This is a genomic window from Sutcliffiella horikoshii (assembly GCF_044809035.1).
GTDB classification, from domain to species: Bacteria; Bacillota; Bacilli; order Bacillales; family Bacillaceae_I; genus Sutcliffiella_A; species Sutcliffiella_A horikoshii_G.
Genome location: NZ_CP085237.1, coordinates 61,561 through 83,791 on the forward strand (window position 1 = coordinate 61,561; position 22,231 = coordinate 83,791).

General features: G+C 42.8%; 18 protein-coding genes and 2 tRNA genes. 18 read left to right on the forward strand and 2 right to left on the reverse strand.

Going from position 1 to position 22,231, the window contains the following annotated elements; translation table 11 throughout:
- The 9 genes from mfd to LG307_RS00370 all read left to right on the forward strand — a co-directional run bounded on the left by mfd (position 1) and on the right by LG307_RS00370 (position 10,083).
- Positions 1–3,537 (forward strand): transcription-repair coupling factor, encoded by a 3,537-nt coding sequence (gene mfd, locus LG307_RS00330; protein WP_404446814.1) that lies wholly within the window; start codon positions 1–3, stop codon positions 3,535–3,537.
- Positions 3,538–3,740: 203 nt separating this feature from the next.
- Entirely contained in the window at positions 3,741–4,277 is a 537-nt protein-coding gene (gene spoVT, locus LG307_RS00335) for a stage V sporulation protein T (RefSeq protein ID WP_010191397.1), read from the forward strand.
- Between the two features lie 473 nt (positions 4,278–4,750).
- Positions 4,751–6,340 carry an oligosaccharide flippase family protein gene (locus LG307_RS00340; RefSeq protein WP_404446817.1) on the forward strand — a complete coding sequence of 530 codons (1,590 nt, stop codon included), beginning with the start codon at positions 4,751–4,753 and terminating at the stop codon, positions 6,338–6,340.
- Positions 6,341–6,361: 21 nt separating this feature from the next.
- Positions 6,362–7,825, forward strand: coding sequence for a nucleoside triphosphate pyrophosphohydrolase (gene mazG / locus LG307_RS00345; protein WP_404446820.1), 1,464 nt, complete (start codon positions 6,362–6,364; stop codon positions 7,823–7,825).
- Positions 7,826–7,841: 16 nt separating this feature from the next.
- Complete coding sequence (locus LG307_RS00350; RefSeq protein ID WP_404446823.1) at positions 7,842–8,111, forward strand: RNA-binding S4 domain-containing protein; 270 nt, start codon at positions 7,842–7,844, stop codon at positions 8,109–8,111.
- Between the two features lie 79 nt (positions 8,112–8,190).
- Complete coding sequence (gene yabP / locus LG307_RS00355) at positions 8,191–8,496, forward strand: sporulation protein YabP (RefSeq protein ID WP_010191403.1); 306 nt, start codon at positions 8,191–8,193, stop codon at positions 8,494–8,496.
- A complete protein-coding gene (gene yabQ, locus LG307_RS00360) occupies positions 8,493–9,131 on the forward strand; it encodes a spore cortex biosynthesis protein YabQ (RefSeq protein ID WP_404446826.1) in 639 nt (212 codons plus the stop codon). The genes yabP and yabQ overlap by 4 nt, the downstream gene beginning before the upstream one ends.
- 15 nt (positions 9,132–9,146) lie before the next feature.
- Positions 9,147–9,530, forward strand: coding sequence for a septum formation initiator family protein (locus tag LG307_RS00365; protein ID WP_404446830.1), 384 nt, complete (start codon positions 9,147–9,149; stop codon positions 9,528–9,530).
- 88 nt (positions 9,531–9,618) lie between these two features.
- Positions 9,619–10,083 (forward strand): S1 domain-containing RNA-binding protein, encoded by a 465-nt coding sequence (locus LG307_RS00370; RefSeq protein ID WP_404446833.1) that lies wholly within the window; start codon positions 9,619–9,621, stop codon positions 10,081–10,083.
- A gap of 554 nt (positions 10,084–10,637) precedes the next feature.
- Here LG307_RS00370 and LG307_RS00375 read toward each other — a convergent pair.
- Positions 10,638–10,709, reverse strand: a tRNA-Glu gene (locus LG307_RS00375).
- A gap of 9 nt (positions 10,710–10,718) precedes the next feature.
- Positions 10,719–10,795: transfer RNA gene (locus LG307_RS00380), tRNA-Met, on the reverse strand.
- A gap of 446 nt (positions 10,796–11,241) precedes the next feature.
- On the opposite strand from LG307_RS00380, the gene spoIIE reads away from it, so the two are divergent.
- The 9 genes from spoIIE to hslO all read left to right on the forward strand — a co-directional run bounded on the left by spoIIE (position 11,242) and on the right by hslO (position 22,231).
- The gene (gene spoIIE, locus LG307_RS00385; protein ID WP_404446836.1) at positions 11,242–13,728 is read left to right on the forward strand and encodes a stage II sporulation protein E; all 2,487 of its coding nucleotides are present in this window, start codon (positions 11,242–11,244) and stop codon (positions 13,726–13,728) included.
- A complete protein-coding gene (locus LG307_RS00390; protein ID WP_404446839.1) occupies positions 13,729–14,196 on the forward strand; it encodes a hypothetical protein in 468 nt (155 codons plus the stop codon). It abuts the gene before it with no gap.
- 88 nt (positions 14,197–14,284) lie between these two features.
- Positions 14,285–15,022, forward strand: coding sequence for a VWA domain-containing protein (locus LG307_RS00395; protein ID WP_404446841.1), 738 nt, complete (start codon positions 14,285–14,287; stop codon positions 15,020–15,022).
- Positions 14,988–16,034: a protein kinase family protein gene (locus LG307_RS00400; protein WP_404446844.1), complete on the forward strand. Its 1,047-nt coding sequence runs from the start codon at positions 14,988–14,990 to the stop codon at positions 16,032–16,034. The genes LG307_RS00395 and LG307_RS00400 overlap by 35 nt, the downstream gene beginning before the upstream one ends.
- A gap of 140 nt (positions 16,035–16,174) precedes the next feature.
- Positions 16,175–17,599, forward strand: coding sequence for a tRNA lysidine(34) synthetase TilS (gene tilS / locus LG307_RS00405; protein ID WP_404446847.1), 1,425 nt, complete (start codon positions 16,175–16,177; stop codon positions 17,597–17,599).
- Positions 17,596–18,144, forward strand: coding sequence for a hypoxanthine phosphoribosyltransferase (hpt, locus tag LG307_RS00410; protein ID WP_404446849.1), 549 nt, complete (start codon positions 17,596–17,598; stop codon positions 18,142–18,144). Before tilS ends, hpt begins: the two co-directional genes overlap by 4 nt.
- A gap of 85 nt (positions 18,145–18,229) precedes the next feature.
- Positions 18,230–20,164, forward strand: coding sequence for an ATP-dependent zinc metalloprotease FtsH (gene ftsH, locus LG307_RS00415; RefSeq protein WP_404446852.1), 1,935 nt, complete (start codon positions 18,230–18,232; stop codon positions 20,162–20,164).
- A 389-nt stretch (positions 20,165–20,553) separates the two neighbouring features.
- Entirely contained in the window at positions 20,554–21,327 is a 774-nt protein-coding gene (locus LG307_RS00420; protein ID WP_404446855.1) for a type III pantothenate kinase, read from the forward strand.
- Positions 21,328–21,349: 22 nt separating this feature from the next.
- A complete protein-coding gene (hslO, locus tag LG307_RS00425; RefSeq protein ID WP_404446857.1) occupies positions 21,350–22,231 on the forward strand; it encodes an Hsp33 family molecular chaperone HslO in 882 nt (293 codons plus the stop codon).

Genomic DNA, 22,231 nt, shown 5'->3' on the forward strand with positions numbered 1-22,231 from the left:
ATGAAGGGGTTTATTCCATATTTCAGCGAAAATGATGATTTCCAATCGGTTTTGGTTGGCCTGCAAGAAGGATTGCAAGAACAGTTGATCTCAGGGATCTCAAATTCTGCGAGGTCCATGTTAATTGCGGCGTTGTACGAAGAAAGAAAGGCGCCAATCCTGCTTATCACCCATAATTTATTTCATGCCCAAAAAGTGTATGACGACTTGGCGAGTTTCCTGCCGGAGGATGAACTATATCTTTATCCTGTAAACGATGTGTTGGCAGCGGAAATCGGAATTGCTAGCCCCGAGCTAAAGGCGCAGCGGGTAGAAGCGCTAAATCACTGGGCTACTAAGAAAAATGGTATCATCATTGCACCTATTGCAGGTTTGAAGAGAATCCTTCCATCGAAAGAAAAGTGGCAGCAAACGTTATTGACTATTGAAGTAGAAAAGACGCTCGAACTGGATAACTTGGCAGAAAGGCTAGTCAGGTTTGGCTATCAACGGGTAGGGATGGTTGCAACGCCTGGAGATTTCAGTATCAGGGGGGGAATTATCGATATATATCCTATCACCGAGGAGTATGCCGTTCGGATTGAACTTTTTGATGATGAAGTAGAGTCCATCCGCTATTTTACGGTAGAGGATCAACGTTCTCAAAAACATATGGATAAAGTCACGATCGGCCCGGCAACGGAGATGCTTCTTACTGATCTGGAGCTTGCAAATGGCCGCGAAGTGTTGGAAAAGGAACTAGCTAAAACAATCAAAAAGGTGAAAAATGATAAAGTAAAACAGCTGTTAACTGAAAATATTTCCTATGAACTAGAACAAATACGCAACGGACAAGTGTTCTCTGAGTTGTATAAGTATCTTTCATTCTTTTACAGTTCTCCAGCTAGTTTACTAGATTACATCCCTGAGGGCGGTTTGGTCATCATGGATGAAATAAGCAGAATCCATGAAACGGCGGAGAGTCTTGATAAAGAGGAAGCAGAGTGGCTTGTAGAGTTGTTGGCAGAAGGAAAAGCGGTGCATGACGTTAAATTTTCTCATTCTTTTGCCCAGATTGTACATAGCAAAAAACAGCCGTTTCTGTATCTGTCCCTCTTTTTAAGAGCGGTGCCACATACCCACCCAGAAAACTTAATTAATATGTCTTCTAAGAGCATGCAGCATTTCCATGGCCAGATGCACCTGTTAAAATCGGAAATTGAGCGTTGGAGAAAAGCGAACTACGCCATTGTTGTCCTCGCTTCCAACCAAGAACGGATGGAGAAGCTTGAAACAGTTTTTGCTGATTATGAGATGGACATAAGGAAGCTTAGCAAAGGATCTGCTTTTGCCCATGGAGAAGTCCAGCTTGTAGAAGGAGACTTACATTCTGGCTTTGAGTTGCCGATGCAGAAGATTGCGGTCATTACAGAGGAAGAGCTTTTCAAAAAGAAAGCGAAAAAGCCTAAGAATAGACAAAAACTCTCCAATGCAGAGAGAATTAAAAATTATACCGAGTTGAATGTCGGCGACTATGTGGTCCACATCAACCACGGAATTGGTAAATATCTTGGAATTGAAACCCTTGATATAAATGGACTTCATAAAGATTATATCCATATTAAGTACCAAGGCTCTGACAAACTATATGTTCCGGTCGAACAAATAGATCAGGTCCAAAAATATGTAGGTTCAGAAGGAAAAGAACCGAAAGTTTATAAACTCGGCGGCACCGACTGGAAAAAAGTCAAAACGAAAGTGGAGTCGTCTGTCCAAGACATCGCCGATGACCTTATCAAGCTTTATGCCGAAAGAGAAGCAAGTGTTGGGCATGCCTTTTCACCGGACGGAGAAATGCAAAGGGAGTTTGAAGCAACCTTCCCGTATCAAGAGACAGAAGATCAGTTGCGATCTATTCATGAGATCAAATTGGATATGGAAAAAACCCGCCCGATGGACCGATTGCTTTGCGGTGATGTGGGTTATGGAAAGACGGAAGTTGCCATTAGGGCTGCATTTAAAGCAATCAGTGATGGTAAGCAGGTAGCCATTTTGGTGCCAACCACTATCCTGGCACAGCAGCATTATGAAACCATCAGGGAAAGATTCCAGGACTACCCTATCAATATTGGCCTGTTAAGCCGTTTCCGTTCTAGAAAACAACAGACAGAAACGATGAAAGGGCTTGGTAATGGTACGGTGGATCTTGTCGTTGGGACACACCGCTTATTGTCCAAAGATATTAAATACAAAGACCTTGGCCTGTTAATTATTGACGAAGAACAACGCTTTGGGGTGACTCATAAGGAAAAAATCAAACAGCTTAAAGCTAATATTGATGTTCTTACCTTAACAGCAACTCCGATACCGCGGACCCTTCATATGTCCATGCTTGGGGTGCGTGATTTGTCTGTCATCGAGACACCGCCGGAAAATCGTTTCCCAGTACAAACTTATGTGATGGAATATAACGGGAATTTGGTGAAAGAAGCCATTGAAAGAGAGTTGGCCCGCGGTGGTCAAGTGTATTTCTTATATAACAGGGTGGAAGATATCGAGCGGAAAGCGGATGAGATTTCTATGCTTGTTCCGGAAGCGCGTGTCACCTATGCGCATGGGAAAATGACCGAAAATGAACTAGAGTCGGTGATGATTCAGTTTCTTGAAGGAGAAGCGGAAGTGCTTGTCAGTACGACCATCATCGAAACAGGTGTAGACATACCAAATGTAAATACTTTAATCGTCTTTGATGCAGATCGAATGGGATTGTCCCAGCTTTATCAGCTTAGAGGTCGCGTGGGAAGATCTAATCGTGTGGCATATGCCTATTTCACGTACCGGAAAGATAAAGTGCTAACGGAAGTGGCGGAGAAGCGACTGCAATCCATCAAGGAATTCACAGAACTTGGATCAGGTTTTAAAATTGCGATGCGTGACCTTTCCATTCGAGGAGCTGGAAACCTGCTTGGCGCCCAGCAACACGGGTTCATTGATTCTGTCGGTTTTGATATGTACTCTCAGATGCTAAAAGAGGCAATTGAGCAGCGTCAAGCCCCAAAAGACGCCAAAAAGGCACATGAAATCTCCATTGATGTGGAACTTGATGCGTACATTCCAGAATCCTACATTCCGGATAGCAAGCAAAAGATTGATATGTATAAGCGTTTCCGCGGACTAGAAACACAAGAAGACCTTGTTGAGCTTCAAGATGAAATGAAGGACCGTTTCGGAAGCTATCCAAAAGAGGTTGATTACTTATTCCAAGTCTCTGAGATGAGGATCTATGGGCTAAAGGAGAAGGTTGATTCCGTCAAGCAATCAAAACAACAGCTTGTCATCCTTTTATCTGAGGAAGCGAGTAGCGTCATTGATGGACAGAAGCTATTCCTATTAGGAAATGAGTTTGGCAGGATGGTGAGCCTCGGTATGGAAGGAAAGCACCTGAAGATAGTCATACAGACGAAGCGCACAGCATCAGAAGAATGGATACAGGTCGCCATTTCTATGATAAAAGGACTAGAAAAAGTAAAAAAAGAAAGCGTGAATGCTTCCTCATAGGTTTGAGTTTGTGAAGAAACGTCTATATAAATACTGGGGGAATTTACTATCAGAAAAAAACTTTTCCAGCATGTATAGAACTTCCTGAGTGTAAGATACTAACTTCAACGAATGGTGAATTCTTCAAAAGCAGGACAAATTGATCAATTCCACCAATTTAACTCATCTCTTTTTATCATCGGATGAAGGAGGCAACCTAAGAAATGAAAGCAACTGGTATTGTACGTCGTATTGATGACCTCGGTCGCGTTGTAATTCCTAAAGAAATAAGAAGAACCCTGCGTATTCGCGAGGGTGACCCGCTTGAGATTTTCGTCGATCGGGATGGAGAGGTTATCTTGAAAAAGTACTCTCCAATTAGTGAGCTTAGCGATTTCGCTAAGGAATATGCTGAAGCTCTCTATGATAGCCTTGGCCACCCAGTGTTAATTTGTGATCGCGATACGTTTATTGCTGTTGCTGGAAGTTCCAAAAAGGAATACTTGAACAAAAGCATCAGCGAAGTCGTGGAGAAATCCATGGAAGACCGCAATTCCGTATTGAAAACGGATGAACAGCAACTGGCTATTGTCGATGGACACGTAGAACCCCTTTCCTCTTATACCATTGGACCTATCGTGGCAAACGGAGATCCAATTGGGGCAGTGGTGATCATGTCCAAAGATAAATCGCTTGGTGAAGTGGAACAGAAAGCTGTGGAAACAGCTGCAGGCTTCCTTGCAAGACAGATGGAGCAATAATCTTTAGTGGAAGCAACAGACACGCGTGTCTGTTGCTTCTTTTCTTTTATCTGGAGGGTGCAGGTACAAGAGCGGGAGTAGTGGGTTGTCGAAATATGAGGATGTTTGTCGTTTGGCATGTATTTACGTGAGTTTTGACAGTAAATGGGTCAGTTTGGATCGTATTTTAAGATTTTGGACAGTATTTTTGTCTGAATGGACAGTAAATCGCTCCTTTTGGACAGTAAGTTTTATGGAGAAGGGGATTTAATAGTCATTGGAACATTTCCGTAAAGTTTATGCTGATATTGAACCCGAAAATTCTATAAATACCGCTTCAGTCCCCTATTTTGAAAGATTTCCGCAAATACTACTCGGGTTGTTCATATCTCTCTAAAAGAGTACGCTATCATGGACGTAATGCTTTCATCTTTTCCGTTCAAGATATGCTATAATTATACAATTGTACGAATACCTTTAAGGCGGGTTTCTTTATGAATGATTTATCATCACACTCCTATCAAAAGGTCTTTAAAGGCGCCATGATACTCACTGTTGCAGGGATCATCATTAAAATCCTCAGTGCAGCGTATCGCGTTCCTTTCCAGAATATCGTAGGAGATGTTGGCTTTTATATTTATCAGCAGGTATATCCCTTTTACGGGGTGGCTATCATTTTATCTACATATGGCTTTCCGGTTGTCATTTCAAAAATCATTGCAGAACACCCTGAGAGCACAAGGGAGCAAGCAGCACGTAAAATACGCTGGGTGTCCTTTTGTTTCTTAACGATTTTGGGTGTAGGCTTCTTTTTGTTTCTGTACCTCGGTGCGACTCACTTAGCAGCTTTTATGGGGGATTTGGAACTCTCTGTATTAATTAAAATTGTCGCTTTCTCCTTTTTGCTTCTGCCTTTAGTCTCCGTATGGAGAGGAAGCTTTCAAGGACTCGGTGAAATGACGCCGACAGCCGTTTCGCAAGTCAGTGAACAGGTAATTAGAGTAGGAACCATCTTGGTGTTATCCTATCTGCTCGTGGACGCGGGATTTTCCCTTTATGAAGTTGGCGCAGGTGCCATATTCGGATCTGTCATCGGAGGATTTGCCGCGGTCCTGGTACTGTTGGCTTTTTATCAAAAAAGGAAAAGGGAGCAGAAACATACGGTTGCACCTTCAAATATACTTCCGTCTTCGAAGTCTATTGTAAAGGTTCTGGCGCTTCAAGGATTTACCATTTGTATCAGCTCGCTATTACTGGTCCTTTTTCAAATGGTGGATGCTTTTACTATTTATGCTGGGCTATTGGAAGCAGGAGTCAACGAACAACAAGCCAAAGAGCTAAAAGGGGTCTACGACAGGGGACAGCCGCTCATTCAGCTTGGAACAGTCGTGGCTACGGCATTTTCTCTATCTCTTGTCCCATACATTATTCTCTCCAAGAGGAAGGAAGAGGAAGTGAAAGAAAAGATAAGCCTCTCGATCCGTGTCAGCATTGGAGTGGGAGCAGGAGCGGCTGTGGGGCTTGCGTGGCTTATCAAACCAGTGAATGTGATGCTTTTTTCCAATGAAAATGGCTACCATGTTCTATTGGTACTTGGTTTGTCGATTCTCTTTTGCAGTATGGCCCTGACGGCAGCTGCTATCATGCAGGGACTTGGGTACCCGTATCTTCCGGCTCTTTTTGTTGGGATCGGGATCGGCATTAAATATCTTCTGAATGTCCTATTAATTCCCACCCATTCCACATTGGGATCGGCGATCAGTACATTGGTGGCGTTCAGTACGGTCGCCGTCATGATGGTCCTGGCGCTAAAAAAGAAGACAGGCACTTCGATTTTTGAGAGAATGCCTGCCCTCCCCCTGCTTGTGAGTATGTCTATGATGTCTGCCGTTTTGGCAGTCTATCTGCTTCTTACAGATTCACTGATAGGTGGCAGCCGTACTCTCGCCACCGTCCAGAGCATAGTGGGAGTGGTGCTCGGCGGACTCACCTACCTATTAATTTTAATAAAGAATCACTTTTTTACTAAAGAAGAACTCATGCTTCTCCCGCTAGGAAAGAAACTGGTGAAGCTTTTAAAATAATGATGAAGTTGGTGTCCATATATGAATGAGATAAAGGTTCTTGGCCTTGGTGCGGGTGACCTCGAACAGCTTCCGATGGGAGTGTACAAGGAATTAATGAAGGCGGAACATCTTTACCTTCGAACGAAAGAGCACCCTGTTATTACAGAGCTCGAAAACGAAGGGTTGAACTATGAGTCGTTTGATGCCATCTATGAACAGGAGGGGACATTCGGCACGGTATATGAAAGAATTGCAGAAAAATTGCTAGAACTTAGTGTGCAACAAGAAATTGTGTATGCCGTTCCTGGACATCCGCTGGTGGCAGAGAAAACCGTGCAAATTTTGTTAGAGAAAGAAAAGGAAGGCGTGATTAAGCTTGATATCAAAGGCGGGCAAAGCTTCCTTGACCCGATGTTTACAGCGATAGGGCTCGATCCAATCGACGGCTTTCAGTTTCATGATGCCACCGCGCTTGTAAAAGAAGCGATTGAACCGACCCAGGCCATGATTTTCTGCCAAGTTTATGATGCCTTCATCGCATCAGAAGTGAAACTCACGTTGATGGAGATGCTGCCTGATGACTATCCGGTTACCATAGTAACGGCAGCGGGATCTTCCATGGAACAGATTACCGAGGTACCGTTATACGAATTGGATAGGGTGGCAGAAATCAATAACCTGACAAGTGTCTATGTCCCAGCGGTAAAAGAGGAGGAATTGCTTTATAAACAATTCTCTTCTTTTAGAAAAACCATAGCGACATTAAGAGGACCTGATGGCTGCCCGTGGGATCAGAAACAAACTCATGAATCCCTGAAAAAATATTTAATTGAAGAAGCCTATGAATTGCTTGATGCCATTGATGAGGAAGACACAGATGGAATCATTGAAGAGCTTGGGGACGTTCTTTTACAAGTAATGCTTCATGCGCAGATTGGCGAGGATGAAGGCTACTTCAGCATAGAAGATGTAATAGAAGGAATCAACGAGAAGATGATCCGCAGGCATCCGCATGTGTTCGCTGACACCTCGGTGGAAGATGCAGAGGATGTTATCACCAATTGGGACGCGATTAAAGCCGAGGAAAAAGGAGAAAGGGCCGAGCAGTCCATTCTTGATGCGGTGGCAAAAGGGCTCCCTAATCTGACAAAAGCATTCCAGTATCAGAAAAAAGCAGGCAAGGTCGGGTTTGATTGGGACGATGTGGCACCAATGTGGGAAAAGGTGAAGGAAGAAATGGACGAATTGCAGGCAGAAATAGCAATGGATCCAAGTTCGGACCTGGTGGCCGCAGAGTTCGGAGACGTACTTTTTGCGCTCGTCAACATTGCAAGATATTATAAAATTGACCCGGAAGAAGCAGTGGCATTGACCAACCGGAAATTTTACCGCAGGTTTACCTTTATTGAAAAAAAGGTAAAGGAATTAGGGCAATCCTTCGAGAATCTATCATTAGAACAGTTGGATGCTATTTGGGAAGAAGCAAAAAAGAACGGGTTATAATAGGGGGAGTAAGACTATGCGTTTAGATAAATTTTTGAAAGTATCAAGAATCATCAAGCGTCGTACACTGGCTAAAGAAGTGGCAGAGCAAGGGCGTATTTATATCAATGACGTACAAGCAAAAGCCAGCAGCAACGTAAAAGCAGGAGATGAATTAAAAATTCACTTTGGCCAAAAAATCGTCACTGCATCTGTTGATAACATCCAGGAGAATGCCAGAAAAGAAGATGCAGCCATGATGTACACTATCGTGAAAGAAGAAAGAGTGGAACAGACAGAAGAGTAACGGACAGGCTTGTTCTAAAAATATATCCCTCTCATATACATGTACTATCTTCAAAGTAATGGATAGGTGAGGGATGAATATGAATCAATACTATGATCCGAATCAAGGAAACAAGCAGACTGTCCAAGAGCAAGACATCGTGATGAGAAGCCGCAGAATGTTGGATATCACAGGTGTAAAGCAAGTGGAAAGTTTTGATAACGAAGAGTTTTTGTTAGAGACCGTCATGGGATTTCTCTCGGTCAGAGGTCAAAACCTTCAAATGAAAAACCTGGATGTAGAAAGCGGCGTCGTCTCGATCAAAGGCAAGATCATGGAAATCATTTATCTCGATGATCAACAGGCGGAGAAAGCTAAAGGATTCTTTAGTAAGTTGTTCAAATGACACTTACCACCCAGCTTTATACAATGCTTGCCATGATCGGGATGGGAGCATGGCTAGGAGCGGCCATAGATACATATGGACGCTTTCTGAAACGGGAAAAAAGAGCCAAATGGGTCGTGTTTATACACGACGTCCTCTTTTGGCTCTTGCAAGCTCTCATCGGTTTTTACGTACTACTGAGAGTAAATGAAGGAGAAATTCGTTTTTATATCCTCATCGCACTTGTGTGCGGCTTTGCGGCTTATCAAAGCTTATTCCGGTATTTTTATTTGAATTTGCTGGAAACCATCATTCAACTTGTCATCCACTTGTATCGCTTCTTGGAAAAAATGGTAAAAAACCTTGTAGTCAGGCCAATACAATTTTTAGTACAAGCTCTTATAGTATTAATTTTAGGTATTTGGAAGTTTCTTTACTCGTCCGTTCGCCTTCTGCTTTTAATCTTATGGCGAATTGTTAAAATTTGTTCGTTACCATTCCAGTGGATTCTTATGCTAGTATGGAAGTTGGTCCCGAATGTTGTAAAAAAATATTTACACATTGTTTTCAAAAAACTTGAAGGATTTTTCACACTAGTAAAGAATAGGAAACATAGTATAATAAATAGAGTAAAGAACTTTTGGAAAAAGCGCTAGGAGAGGAATGATAAGATGAGCGCGGCAAAAGATGAAAAGGTAGCAAAAATCCATTCCGATTATTCCAAACAAAAACAGGACCAGCAATTGAAAAAACAGAAAAGACGCCGTGGACTTTATCGACGTTTATCATTATTCTTTTGTTTGGCATTAGTCTTTGGAATACTAATGGGAAAAACACTCTTAGACCAACGAGCTATTCTTCAAGAAAAAGAAGATAGAAAAGAAGTCGTCACACAAGAGCTGGCAAAACTGAAGAAAGAACAACAGCGTTTAGAAGAGGAAATTGTAAAACTGAACGATGATGATTATATTGCGAAAATCGCACGTAGAGATTATTTCATGTCAGAAGAGGATGAAATCATCTTCAATATGCCTGACGATTCGTCGTCAGATTAGTCGTCATATTGACACCTCAATTTTGCTCTAGGTATAATGGTAGGTAAAGTGATTTATTTTTATGATTTTAAGGAGGAGCATTTTTTTTATGTCAATCGAAGTAGGCAGCAAGTTACAGGGTAAGGTAACAGGTATAACTAATTTTGGCGCGTTCGTTGAGTTGCCAGGAGGAACAACTGGTCTTGTTCACATCAGTGAAGTTGCAGACAACTATGTGAAGGATATTAACGACCATCTAAAAGTTGGTGATGAAGTACAGGTGAAAGTGATCAACGTGGAGAAGGATGGCAAAATTGGTCTATCCATCAAAAAGGCAAGCGACACGTATCGTGAGCCACAACCACGTTCTGCCGCACCATCACAACGTCCGAGCAACAGCAACCAACAACGCTCAAATCAACGTCCGCCACGAGGAAGAAGAGAAGAATTCAAACCAAAGGAAAACTTCGAACAGAAGATGGCTAGATTCTTGAAAGATAGCGAAGATCGTTTATCTACCCTGAAGCGCAGCACGGAATCAAAACGTGGAGGTCGTGGAGCAAGTAGAAAGTAACTTGCTGCTGAAAATCTCATATATAAAAACGTAACGTTTGAACACGCCCTGATTTGTGGGGTGTGTTTTTTTGTTTTGTTATACTACGACAGTACGGGGGAATTGTGGAACAGTTGATTTTCGTTCCAGGCGCTTCGCTTTCCTGCGGGCGGTCCGGGAGCCTCCTCGGCTTCGCCTGCGGGGTCTCCCTGTCCCTTCCTCCCACGGGAGTCTTCGCGCCTTCCACTGCAATCAACTTAGGGTGTCTGTTCAGCGTTGGGTACAGTTACCTTAAGACGCTATAATGGATAAATCTCTTTTACGATGGATATATCCGGCTTTACAATGGATAAATATTTTTTGCGATGGATATATCAAGCTTTACAATGGATAAATTCCATTTACGAGGGATAAACGAAGATTCACCCTAAATTCGAGTAGTTGGAACAGCTAATATGGAAGGATCCAATCCAAAATGAAAAGAAAGTTACCCAAATCCACTTTTATAAGTTCACAAACACAAAAAGCTGCCACAGTATCAGGTATTCCCTGAAGCTGTGACAGCTTTTATCTTATGACCCATACGGGATTCGAACCCGTGTTACCGCCGTGAAAGGGCGGTGTCTTAACCGCTTGACCAATGGGCCTTATAAAGTTGGTAGCGGCGGAGGGAGTCGAACCCACGACCTCACGGGTATGAACCGTACGCTCTAGCCAGCTGAGCTACACCGCCAAATTTATAAGTAATGCATAAGATTCACTGGCGACCTTTGTTACTGGTCTGTGTCCCTTCCTCTGCAAGTAAAGCCAGGAAGTGAATCCGTCGGGACAACTCGAAGCAAATTCGTGGAAGTGTCGCTCGTCGCTACACCGCCAAAATTATAAGTGCATCTAGTGAATCTCTCACAAGACACAAGAGTTATAATACTAAGTTATCATGCATATGTCAATACGTTTTAAAAATGTAAGAATAATTAGAACATTATCTTAGCAATTACCTATAGAATTTACAAAAACTGATGAGAGCGATTAGCAAATGCGATGATTTCATGACAGCTTTTCCCTCTTTTCCTTGTAATCCGTCGAACACTTCTTTGGTTCTGGACGGTTCTTTTGACAAATCTTTTCCTTTTGAGCTTGTATAATGACCCCAATAGATAAAATATGGGAGTGGATATCATGCAGGGACTAGAAAGAGATTTGGGGGAACCGGTTTCCAATCTTCAGTTTGGGAAAGTCAGAAAAACATTTATGAAGTCGATGCATACGACAAAAACGAAGCTTACGTCCATTCTTTTTCACCAAGGATTTCTCTTAGTCTTTATTGGCTTCTTACTTGGACGAGCCTTGATCCTGAATGAGATTACACCGTTTGCGTTACCATTTTTCGCAGCCGTGTATTTTATGAAAAAGAAACGGGCGGGGCTCACATTAATTGCCTTGATGGTTGGATCGGCTACCATTTCGGCATTGACAGCCGCATACGTATTAGGCGGGATGATAATTTTCGTACTCCTTTTTAAATGGGCACAGGCATTAAAAATCGAGCCGCTTAAATCGATGCCGTTCCTGGTCTTCATCTCAGCCTTCCTCTCGAAGACAACGATGATATATTTTACAACAGGGATGGTGACATATGATTGGCTGATGATTGGAGTGGAAGCGGGACTTGGTTTCATCCTTACGCTTATCTTCTTCCAGAGCTTGCCGCTCATCACCATGAGGAAAAAGCGACAGGCCTTTAAAACAGAGGAAATTATTTGTCTCATCATTTTATTCGCTTCCGTTCTGACAGGGACCATCGGTTGGACAGCTTATGATCTATCCGTTGAACATATATTATCGCGTTATCTTGTATTAATCTTTGCATTTGTTGCTGGGGCCACCATTGGTTCGACGGTAGGGGTGGTGACAGGTCTCATTCTAAGTTTGGCTACTGTATCCAACTTATATCAGATGAGTTTGCTGGCTTTTGCCGGTCTGTTAGGAGGGCTGTTACGGGAAGGAAACAAGCTTGGTGTATCGGTGGGACTGCTTCTAGGCACATTACTAATTGGCATTTATGGGGAGGGGATGACGCTGCTTGTTCCTACTATCATGGAGTCCATGGTAGCTGTTGCGCTCTTTCTGCTTACGCCGCAAAGAGCTATTGCGAATCTGGCTAAATCCATTCCCGGAACAGCCGAACATACAGCAGAGCAACAGCAATACATGCGGAAGATCCGTGATGTGACTGCAAACAGAGTGGAACAATTTTCACACGTTTTCCAAGCGCTATCCAATAGCTTTTCTAAATTTCAATTTGAACATCCTAATTCAGAAAAAGAAGTGGATCTCTTTTTGAGTAATGTAACAGAGAAGACGTGTCAAAATTGCTTTAAAAAAGAGCAGTGCTGGACACAAAATTTCCAGAAAACCTATGATTATATGACTCACTTAATGGAGGATACAGAGGAAGGAACCATCAGTTTGAATGTCAAATTGCAAAAGGAGTGGGATCGCCATTGCGTAAAATCGGAAAAGGTAAAAACCGTGATCAAAAACGAGCTAGCCCAGTTCCACGCGAGTGAGAAACTAAAAAAACAATTAATGGAAAGTAGGAGGTTGGTAGCCGACCAATTGATGGGAGTTTCACAAGTAATGGAGGATTTTGCAAGAGAGATTCAGCGAGAGAGGGAGAATCACTATGTTCAGGAAGATCAGATACTAGATGCCCTCCAAGCATTCGGCATTGAAATTGAACAAGTAGAAATTTACAGCGTCGAGCAGGGGAATGTCGATATTGAAATGACCGTTCCGTACTGCGAAGGGCGTGGTGAGTGTGAAAAGCTCATAGCCCCGATGCTTTCAGATATATTGCGAGAGAATATTATTGTTAAAAAGGAAGATTGTAACGCAGATAACAATGGTTACTGTCATGTATCATTCGGCTCTGCAAAAGCGTTTGTAGTCGACACGGGCGTTGCGCATGCCGCAAAAGGAGGAGGGCTGATATCAGGAGATAGTTATTCCACGATAGAGTTAGGACATGGGAAATACGCCATTGCCATTAGTGACGGGATGGGAAATGGCGAGCGCGCGCACTATGAAAGCAAAGAAACATTAAAGTTACTTCAAGAGATTCTTCAGTCTGGAATTAAAGAAAAAGTAGCAATTAAATCGGTCAATTCGGTCCTATCATTAAGGACGACCGATGAAATTTTTACTACGCTCGATCTAGCAATGATTGATCTTCAAGATGCTTCTGCTAAGTTTTTGAAAGTCGGTTCGACTCCAAGTTTTGTGAAGAGGGGAGATAAGGTAATCAAAATTGAAGCAAGTAATCTACCGATGGGAATTATTCAAGAATTCGATGTGGACGTCGTTAGTTCCCAGTTAAAAGCTGGTGACTTGCTGATCATGATGAGCGACGGAATTTTTGAAGGACCAAAGCATGTAGAAAACTATGATTTATGGATGAAGCGAAAAGTATCCGAAATCAGAACGGATGATCCGCAGGAAATGGCAGATATCATTATGGAGGAGGTCATTCGGACAAGATCTGGGCAAATTCAGGACGATATGACGGTTGTGGTAGCAAAAATAGAGAGGAATATTCCAAAATGGGCAGCCATTCCTGCCTATAACTATTTATCCAAAAACCAAGGAATGAAGGAGGCACTTTAAATGTTGAATATTTTATCTAAAGTGGTAACGGGTCTTGTGAAAGAGATGGGTAACGGTCGTGTGGTTGAGGAGAATGTAGCAGAAAGAAAGCAAGTGGGTGTACTGGCGGCTAGTACTGGAAGTATGATGATGAAAAAAGCTCTTCATCTGGCAGGTAATGTTGGGATCCTGATGGTCAAAACGGCCAGCAAGTCAGGTAATGCAGGGAACAGGATGAGAAGAACGGTTACAAATCTGGCAGCTAATGCCCATTCCATGATGGCTAAAGAACTTAGCAAGTTACCAGGCATGAAAGAACTAAGTGTGAATGGAAAAGAAAAAAATCTAGTAGCAATGCCGAATAAAGCAGTGGGAGTGAAGGAACGAATAGGACAACTCTTCACACTGCCAATCTATCTACTGGCAGAATTCAAGTTTGCACTATCTCTTTCTAGTAAAAAAGAAGTGATCGGGGTGAATACCTCTTAGAAGGTAAATTGCACATTAAAGGTATAAATTAAGCTCGTCTCGTCCATGATGGCTAATGTAAATTATACGCATTAGGAGGGGACGAAACGTGTATAAAGGAACGTTAAAACAAATTCTATTAATTACAGATGGATGCTCAAATTCAGGGGACGACCCAATTGCCATGGCAGCCCTTGCGAAGGAGCAGGGTATTACAGTAAATGTTATTGGGGTGATGGATGAGGATACGATAGATGAAAGAGGAATGCAAGAGATAGAGGGGATCGCATTGTCTGGTGGCGGCGTCAGTCAAATTGTGTATGCCAAGAACTTATCTCAGACAGTCCAGATGGTGACCAGAAAAGCGATGACCCAAACTTTACAGGGGGTTATTAATAAGGAGCTTCAACAAATATTGGGTTCAGAAACTTCCATGGAGGACCTTCCGCCTGAGAAACGAGGAGAAGTGATGGAAGTAGTAGATGAACTGGGTGAAACGGTTTCCCTGCAGGTGCTGATTCTTGTGGATACTAGTGCGAGCATGAAGTCCAAGCTTCCAACCGTCAAGGAAGCACTTTTGGATTTGGCACTAAGTTTGAATGCAAGAATTGGTGATAACCAGTTTTCAGCCTTTGTTTTCCCGGGAAAACGCCAAGAAGTGGAGAAGATCTTAGATTGGACACCGAAATTGGAATCGCTGTCCAGCATTTTTCCAAAATTATCTACAGGTGGGATTACACCAACCGGTCCTGCCATTCAAGAAGCCATTCCTTATTTTAAAGAAACACGTAACCTGAGGAGCTTGATTTCCGATGATGAACAATACTATGAAGAATCCGGTAGGTAATCTGCCTCAAGGGACGACCATTATCGGAAAATGGCATAAAGAAAGATACACCATTGTCAGAACACTCGGGTACGGTGCGACGGGGTATGTATATCTAACAAGGAGTTCCAAGGGCTTAGCTGCATTAAAAATAAGTGAAAACAGCATGTCCATCACTTCTGAGGTTAATGTCCTGCGTCATTTTTCGAAGGTCCGAGGGTTCTCCCTGGGGCCTTCTTTGTTAGATGTGGATGATTGGGAGCATCTTGCATTAGGTGGGAAACAGACTTTTTCCTTTTATGTGATGGAATTCCTAGAAGGCGAACCTCTTTTGTCTTTTGTCCAAAAGAGAGGAATGGAGTGGGCAGGCATATTGACCTTGCAATTGCTGACAGACCTTGAGACTCTTCATCAAGAAGGTTGGGTGTTTGGAGATTTGAAACCAGATAACCTGATTGTTACCTCAACCCCTCCAAAGGTCCGTCTTGTCGATGTTGGCGGCACAACCCAGAAAGGCCGGGCCATCAAAGAATTCACGGAGTTTTTTGACAGAGGTTATTGGGGGATGGGTTCAAGGAAGGCAGAAGCTAACTACGATCTTTTTGCCGTAGCAATGATTATGATTCATATCTGTTATCCAAAACAATTTCAAAAAAATGGAGAGGGCGGACGCAAGCAACTGGAAGAGCGGATTGACAAAGAAGCTTGGCTAAAAAGACATAAAGCTGTCTTGATGAGAGCGTTAATGGGTGATTATTCATCTGCGCAGGAAATGAAAAGTGGGATGCTTTCGGTCATGAGCCAGCGCCATGCAACCTCTTCTCCAACAGGGGCCGCACAACAGAAGGTAAGCCCAAAAGCCAAGCAAGTACCAAGTACCTCAAGGACGAGTCGAGCGGCTAAAACAGGTGGCAGTACTATAGGTAATCCAGTTCCAAAGAAACCCCAAAGCAAAGGGTGGATGGAAACGGCTGTGCTTTTATCTGTTATTCTGTGTGCATATTTCTTCTATTTATATGGTCAGGTAATGTAGAAAATAGCGTTTTGAGTACGTATTTAGGGGTATAAGGCAGTATGGATGTTTTTGGATAAGCATCTATTTTTGCAGGAGAAGAAGTCAAATGGTAGGATAAAATAGAAATTATACGCGTAGATTAAAGGAATGGGTACACAATGATGTGGGAAACTGTCTCAACATTCATCGAAAAATATGACATGCTGCCATCAGGCTCGACAGTAGTGGTTGGTGTGAGTGGCGGAGCAGATTCCATGGGTTTGCTTCATTATTTGGATTCCATCAGAGAGGCTAAACACTTGAAGCTGGTTATAGCCCATGTGGATCATATGTTCCGTGGGGCGGAATCAAAAGCAGATATGACGTTTGTTAAGGAGCAATGTGAACAGAGGGATCTTCTATGTGAAGCAAAACAAATAAATGTGTCTGCCTACCAAAAGGAAAAGAAACTCAGTGTGCAAGTTGCAGCAAGAGAATGTCGCTATGCTTTTTATGAAAAAGTGATGAAGAAATATCGAGCGGATGTTCTGGCGCTCGGTCATCATGCAGACGATCAGGTGGAAACCATCCTGATGAGGCTTGGAAGGGGATCATCCATGGCAGGATATGCCGGGATTCTTCCTAGACGGACCTTTGGGGGTGGCGTCATTGTACGACCCCTCTTGCTTGTCACAAAGTCGGAAATCTTGGAGTATTTAACAGCGGAGCACGTTCCATTCAGGCATGACCCAAGCAATGATAAGGATGCCTACAGAAGAAACAGGCTGCGGCATCACATTTTGCCCGTTCTGAAGGAGGAATTCCCAGGGCTTCATGAGAGATTTCAAGCTTTCAGCGAGCAGGTACAGGAAAGTGAACAATACATAGAGGCATTAATGGAAAAGGAATGGATTGACATTATTATAAGCAAAGCAAAAGATAGAGTGGTATTGGATAGAAAACCTTTGCTTTTCATGGCTAAACCTTTACAAAGGCGTGGGATTCAACTAATATTAAACTATCTCTATAATAATGAAATTCCTCCATCTCTTTCCTCTATACATATTGATAATTTATTATCCTTATTGGAAAGTGAACACCCTTCTGGAAGGCTGCATTTCCCACATGGCTTACAGGTTATCAAATCCTATAATGAATGCACATTGACATTTAACAAGGATGAATGTGATGTAACCTACAAGCATATGCTTGAAGTCCCAGGTAATGTGGCGCTACCGGCCGATATGATGATCACCAGCGAGATCAAGGCACAAGATAAACCTCGACATGTCAAAGAAAATCAAGCTGTAATTGATTTATCCAAGGTCACACTTCCACTGTATGCGAGAACCCGACTTGACGGTGACCGTATCAAACTGAAGGGGACAAATGGCTCCAAAAAAATCAAAAGTATCTTCATCGAAGGGAAAATACCTCTACAACAACGAGATTCATGGCCTTTGATCGTGGATGCCAATCAGGAGATTTTATGGATGCCCATGCTTAAACGTTCCGCTTTCGAAGCAACAGAGGAAACAGTGGGTCCTGTTTTAGTATTAACTTGCAAGACGAGTCAAAAAGTTTGGGAGGCAACAAAAAAATGAACAAAGATATCGAAAAAGTACTATTTAGTGAAGAAGAGCTTCAAGTAAAGGTTAGAGAACTAGGTGCACAATTAACAGAGGACTACAGCGATCGTTTTCCTTTGGCAATCGGAGTATTAAAGGGCGCAATGCCTTTTATGGGCGACCTTATCAAACGTATGGATACATATTTAGAAATGGATTTCATGGACGTTTCAAGCTACGGAAACTCCACTGTTTCCTCTGGTGAAGTAAAAATCCTAAAAGACTTGGATACTTCAGTAGAAGGAAGAGACATCCTGATCATTGAGGACATCATCGACAGTGGCTTGACTCTAAGCTACCTGGTGGAATTGTTCCGCTACCGTAAAGCGAAATCCATTAAAATCGTAACACTGCTTGACAAGCCAAGCGGGAGAAAAGCAGATATCAAAGCGGACTATGTCGGGTTCATCGTACCAGACGAATTTGTAGTAGGATATGGCCTTGATTACGCTGAAAGATATCGTAACCTTCCGTATATCGGAGTATTAAAACCTGAAATTTATTCTAACGTAGAAGAATAAGCTATCCCAATACAGATTCCTTGAATTGGATTAATTTACTATGTTACTATTGGTTTAGTTTGGCTATCGTGGGAGGAGGTAAGGGATGAACAGAATATTTCGTAATACCATCTTTTATTTATTAATATTTTTAGTGGTCATTGGTGTTGTGAGCTTTTTTAATAGCCCAAACACGAGCGAAAAACCGATCACCTATAATACATTCATCCAGAATCTTGAAGAAAATAAGGTGGAGGAATTCACCATCCAACCAACACGTTCCGTGTATGAAGCACGCGGTAAGTTGGAAGGGGCTACAGAAGGAGAAACGTTTGTAACGGTCTTCCCGAATAGTGCCAGTGCCCTAGAGCGCGTGGAAAACATTGCAGAAGAACAAAACATTCAAATGACAGTTGACCCTGCGGAAGAAACAAGCGGGTGGGTAACCTTCTTTACTTCCATCATTCCTTTTGTCATTATCTTTATCTTATTCTTCTTCTTACTGAATCAAGCGCAAGGCGGCGGAAGTCGTGTCATGAACTTTGGTAAAAGTAAGGCGAAGCTATATAGCGAAGAGAAGAAAAAGGTTAAATTTAAAGACGTTGCCGGTGCGGATGAGGAAAAGCAAGAGCTTGTCGAGGTTGTGGAATTCTTGAAGGATCCACGCAAATTCTCCGAGCTTGGTGCACGTATCCCTAAAGGGGTTCTGCTTGTGGGACCTCCAGGTACAGGTAAAACGTTACTTGCAAGAGCTGTTGCCGGAGAAGCTGGCGTTCCATTCTTCTCGATCAGTGGTTCTGACTTTGTGGAAATGTTCGTCGGGGTCGGTGCATCCCGTGTACGTGACTTATTCGAAAATGCGAAAAAGAATGCTCCTTGTATCATCTTCATCGATGAAATTGATGCAGTAGGACGTCAGCGTGGAGCTGGTCTCGGCGGAGGTCACGATGAGCGTGAACAAACCTTGAACCAATTGCTAGTTGAAATGGACGGTTTCGGAGCGAACGAAGGGATCATCATTGTTGCAGCAACGAACAGACCGGACATTCTTGACCCGGCATTATTGAGACCTGGACGTTTTGACCGCCAAATTACCGTAGATCGTCCTGACTTAAAAGGCCGTGAAGCGGTGCTGAAAGTACATGCAAGAAATAAACCTATCGATGATAGTATCAATATGAAGACAATCGCAATGCGTACCCCTGGATTCTCCGGGGCCGACCTTGAAAACTTGCTAAATGAAGCTGCACTTGTTGCTGCGAGACATGACAAAAAGCAAATTGATATGTTGGATATTGATGAGGCAATCGACAGGGTCATTGCAGGACCTGCCAAAAAGAGCAGGGTAATCTCCCAAAAAGAGCGCAATATCGTTGCTTATCATGAAGCGGGACATACCATCATCGGTGTAGTATTAGATGAAGCTGATACCGTACATAAAGTTACGATTGTACCTCGCGGGCAGGCTGGCGGTTATGCTGTCATGCTTCCAAAAGAAGATCGTTACTTTATGACAAAACCAGAGCTATTAGACAAAATCACCGGTTTACTTGGTGGTCGTGTAGCAGAGGAAATCACATTTGGCGAAGCAAGTACCGGCGCCCATAATGACTTCCAGCGTGCAACAGGAATAGCACGTAAAATGGTAACTGAATACGGAATGAGCGAAAAGCTTGGACCGTTGCAATTTGGTCAAGCTTCAGGAGGCCAAGTCTTCCTTGGGCGTGATATCCAAAACGAGCAAAACTACAGTGATGCCATTGCGCATGAAATTGATATGGAGATTCAACGTTTCATTAAAGAGAGTTATGAAAGAGCGAAGCAGATCCTTACGGAGAACCGTGATAAGCTCGAGCTTGTAGCACAAACACTTTTAGAGGTTGAAACACTTGATGCAGATCAAATCAGACACCTATTTGACAAAGGGAAGCTTCCAGAACTTCCTGTAAAAGTCGATGGTGGCGAAGATGTGAAAGTGAACATCAACTCTAAAAAAGATGCAGACAAAATTGAATCTACCGACGAGAACAAACCTGAATAAACAAAAAGGTGCCTGGAATAAATCTCAGGCACCTTTTTTATGTGATCCTAGGCGTTAAATCGAAATACCCCCTTTTGAATGAAGTGCAGGGGCACTCCTGTTTCTAGCTGTTGATTGGAGCAAAAGGCGAAGGCTTCAGCAGCGCCCCTAGGAAAGCGAAGCCATTTGCGGAAATCAACAGCGGCGTTTAATGAAGTCCCACGAAGTGAGGTGGCTCAAGCACACGCCCTCTGGATAAGCGAACCCCGGAACGGAAGGAAACAGGAAGTTAACGCAAACGCAAGAATTCTGTCGAATCATGATTTCCCAAGGAATAATTATTTCTATTGGGTCAGTTAGGTTACCATATAGTATAATGAAACTAATTTTAAAGCATGGTGGGGATATAAATGTTATTTGTGTTGGACGTAGGTAATACCAATACCGTAATAGGTGTATATGACGGAGAAGAATTAAAGCATCACTGGCGTGTCGAAACAAGCCGTAATAAAACGGAAGACGAATTCGGGATGATCTTCAAATCCCTTCTAGAACATGTAGGCTTAAGCTTTAAAGACTTTGAAGGAATCATCATTTCTTCAGTCGTGCCGCCAATCATGTTCTCCCTAGAAAGAATGTGTCAAAAATATTTTCATTTAAAACCATTGATTGTCGGACCCGGTATTAAAACAGGTTTAAACATAAAGTATGAAAATCCAAGAGAAGTTGGAGCCGACAGAATCGTTAATGCGGTGGCGGGTATACATCTTTACGGAAGCCCTCTAGTGATCGTTGACTTTGGTACGGCAACAACCTATTGCTACATAAACGAAGACAAGCAATACATGGGCGGCGCCATTGCACCTGGAATCAGTATTTCGACAGAAGCGCTTTATTCTCGTGCATCTAAACTCCCTAGAATAGAAATAGCAAGACCAGATGGAGTGATTGGCAAAAACACCGTAAGTGCGATGCAAGCCGGCATTCTTTTTGGCTATGTTGGCCAAGTTGAGGGTATCGTAAATCGTATGAAGAAACAAAGCGATGTGACACCGAAAGTCATTGCAACAGGCGGCCTTGCTGCACTTATTGGCCATGAATCAGATGTCATTGATATTGTCGATCCGTTCTTGACGTTAAAAGGACTGCATTTAATTTACATGAAAAATACTAAAGAAGATTAAATCGCGAAAGGAGCTAACTAGCATGTCAGACTATCTTGTAAAAGCATTGGCTTTTGAAGGCCAAGTTCGTGCATATGGAATAAGAACAACAGATACAGTGGGGGAGGCTCAAAAGCGCCATATGACATGGCCAACCGCTTCCGCTGCACTAGGACGGGCAATGACTGCATCCGTCATGATGGGTGCCATGTTAAAGGGTGAAAATAAACTCACTGTAAAAATTGATGGCGGAGGACCGATTGGAGTAATCTTAGTCGACAGCAATGCAAAGGGGCAGGTTCGCGGCTATGTTACCAATCCTCAAACACACTTTGACCTGAATCAGCACGGAAAGCTTGATGTGGCCCGTGCGGTAGGAACAAACGGGACGCTATCAGTTGTAAAAGACCTTGGATTAAGAGACCATTTCTCCGGACAGACAGAGTTAGTATCTGGAGAGCTTGGAGAAGATTTTACGTATTATCTTGTCTCTTCCGAGCAGGTTCCATCTGCAGTCGGAGTGGGTGTACTTGTGAACCCTGATAACACTATCCTTGCATCAGGCGGATTTATCATTCAGCTTTTACCTGGAACATCAGAAGAGACCATTGCAGTGATTGAAGAAAAAATCAGTAATATGACTCCGGTGTCCAAATTGATTGAAAAAGGCTTGAGCCCAGAGGAACTGTTAACAGAAATACTTGGGGAAGGAAACATTAAGTTCCTTGAAACCATGCCGATTGAATTCAAATGCACATGCTCAAAAGAGCGTTTTGAACAAGCGATTATTTCTTTAGGTGAGAAGGATATCACAGAGATTATAGAAGAAGAAGGTCAAGCGGAAACGCACTGTCATTTCTGTAATGCCAAGTATCTTTTCAACAAAGAGGAACTAGAAGCGATGAGGGAGCAAGTGAAAGGCTAG

Excerpts from the sequence above, each read along its gene's own strand:
- mazG (WP_404446820.1), top strand. The coding sequence starts at position 6,362 with ATGAATGAGATAAAGGTTCTTGGCCTTGGTGCGGGTGACCTCGAACAG.
- hpt (WP_404446849.1), top strand. The coding sequence starts at position 17,596 with ATGAACAAAGATATCGAAAAAGTACTATTTAGTGAAGAAGAGCTTCAA.
- yabP (WP_010191403.1), top strand. The coding sequence starts at position 8,191 with ATGAATCAATACTATGATCCGAATCAAGGAAACAAGCAGACTGTCCAA.
- LG307_RS00350 (WP_404446823.1), top strand. The coding sequence starts at position 7,842 with ATGCGTTTAGATAAATTTTTGAAAGTATCAAGAATCATCAAGCGTCGT.
- tilS (WP_404446847.1), top strand. The coding sequence starts at position 16,175 with ATGATGTGGGAAACTGTCTCAACATTCATCGAAAAATATGACATGCTG.
- spoVT (WP_010191397.1), top strand. The coding sequence starts at position 3,741 with ATGAAAGCAACTGGTATTGTACGTCGTATTGATGACCTCGGTCGCGTT.
- LG307_RS00370 (WP_404446833.1), top strand. The coding sequence starts at position 9,619 with ATGTCAATCGAAGTAGGCAGCAAGTTACAGGGTAAGGTAACAGGTATA.
- LG307_RS00365 (WP_404446830.1), top strand. The coding sequence starts at position 9,147 with ATGAGCGCGGCAAAAGATGAAAAGGTAGCAAAAATCCATTCCGATTAT.
- spoIIE (WP_404446836.1), top strand. The coding sequence starts at position 11,242 with ATGCAGGGACTAGAAAGAGATTTGGGGGAACCGGTTTCCAATCTTCAG.
- LG307_RS00420 (WP_404446855.1), top strand. The coding sequence starts at position 20,554 with ATGTTATTTGTGTTGGACGTAGGTAATACCAATACCGTAATAGGTGTA.
- LG307_RS00400 (WP_404446844.1), top strand. The coding sequence starts at position 14,988 with ATGATGAACAATACTATGAAGAATCCGGTAGGTAATCTGCCTCAAGGG.
- mfd (WP_404446814.1), top strand. The coding sequence starts at position 1 with ATGAAGGGGTTTATTCCATATTTCAGCGAAAATGATGATTTCCAATCG.
- LG307_RS00340 (WP_404446817.1), top strand. The coding sequence starts at position 4,751 with ATGAATGATTTATCATCACACTCCTATCAAAAGGTCTTTAAAGGCGCC.
- yabQ (WP_404446826.1), top strand. The coding sequence starts at position 8,493 with ATGACACTTACCACCCAGCTTTATACAATGCTTGCCATGATCGGGATG.
- ftsH (WP_404446852.1), top strand. The coding sequence starts at position 18,230 with ATGAACAGAATATTTCGTAATACCATCTTTTATTTATTAATATTTTTA.
- hslO (WP_404446857.1), top strand. The coding sequence starts at position 21,350 with ATGTCAGACTATCTTGTAAAAGCATTGGCTTTTGAAGGCCAAGTTCGT.
- LG307_RS00390 (WP_404446839.1), top strand. The coding sequence starts at position 13,729 with ATGTTGAATATTTTATCTAAAGTGGTAACGGGTCTTGTGAAAGAGATG.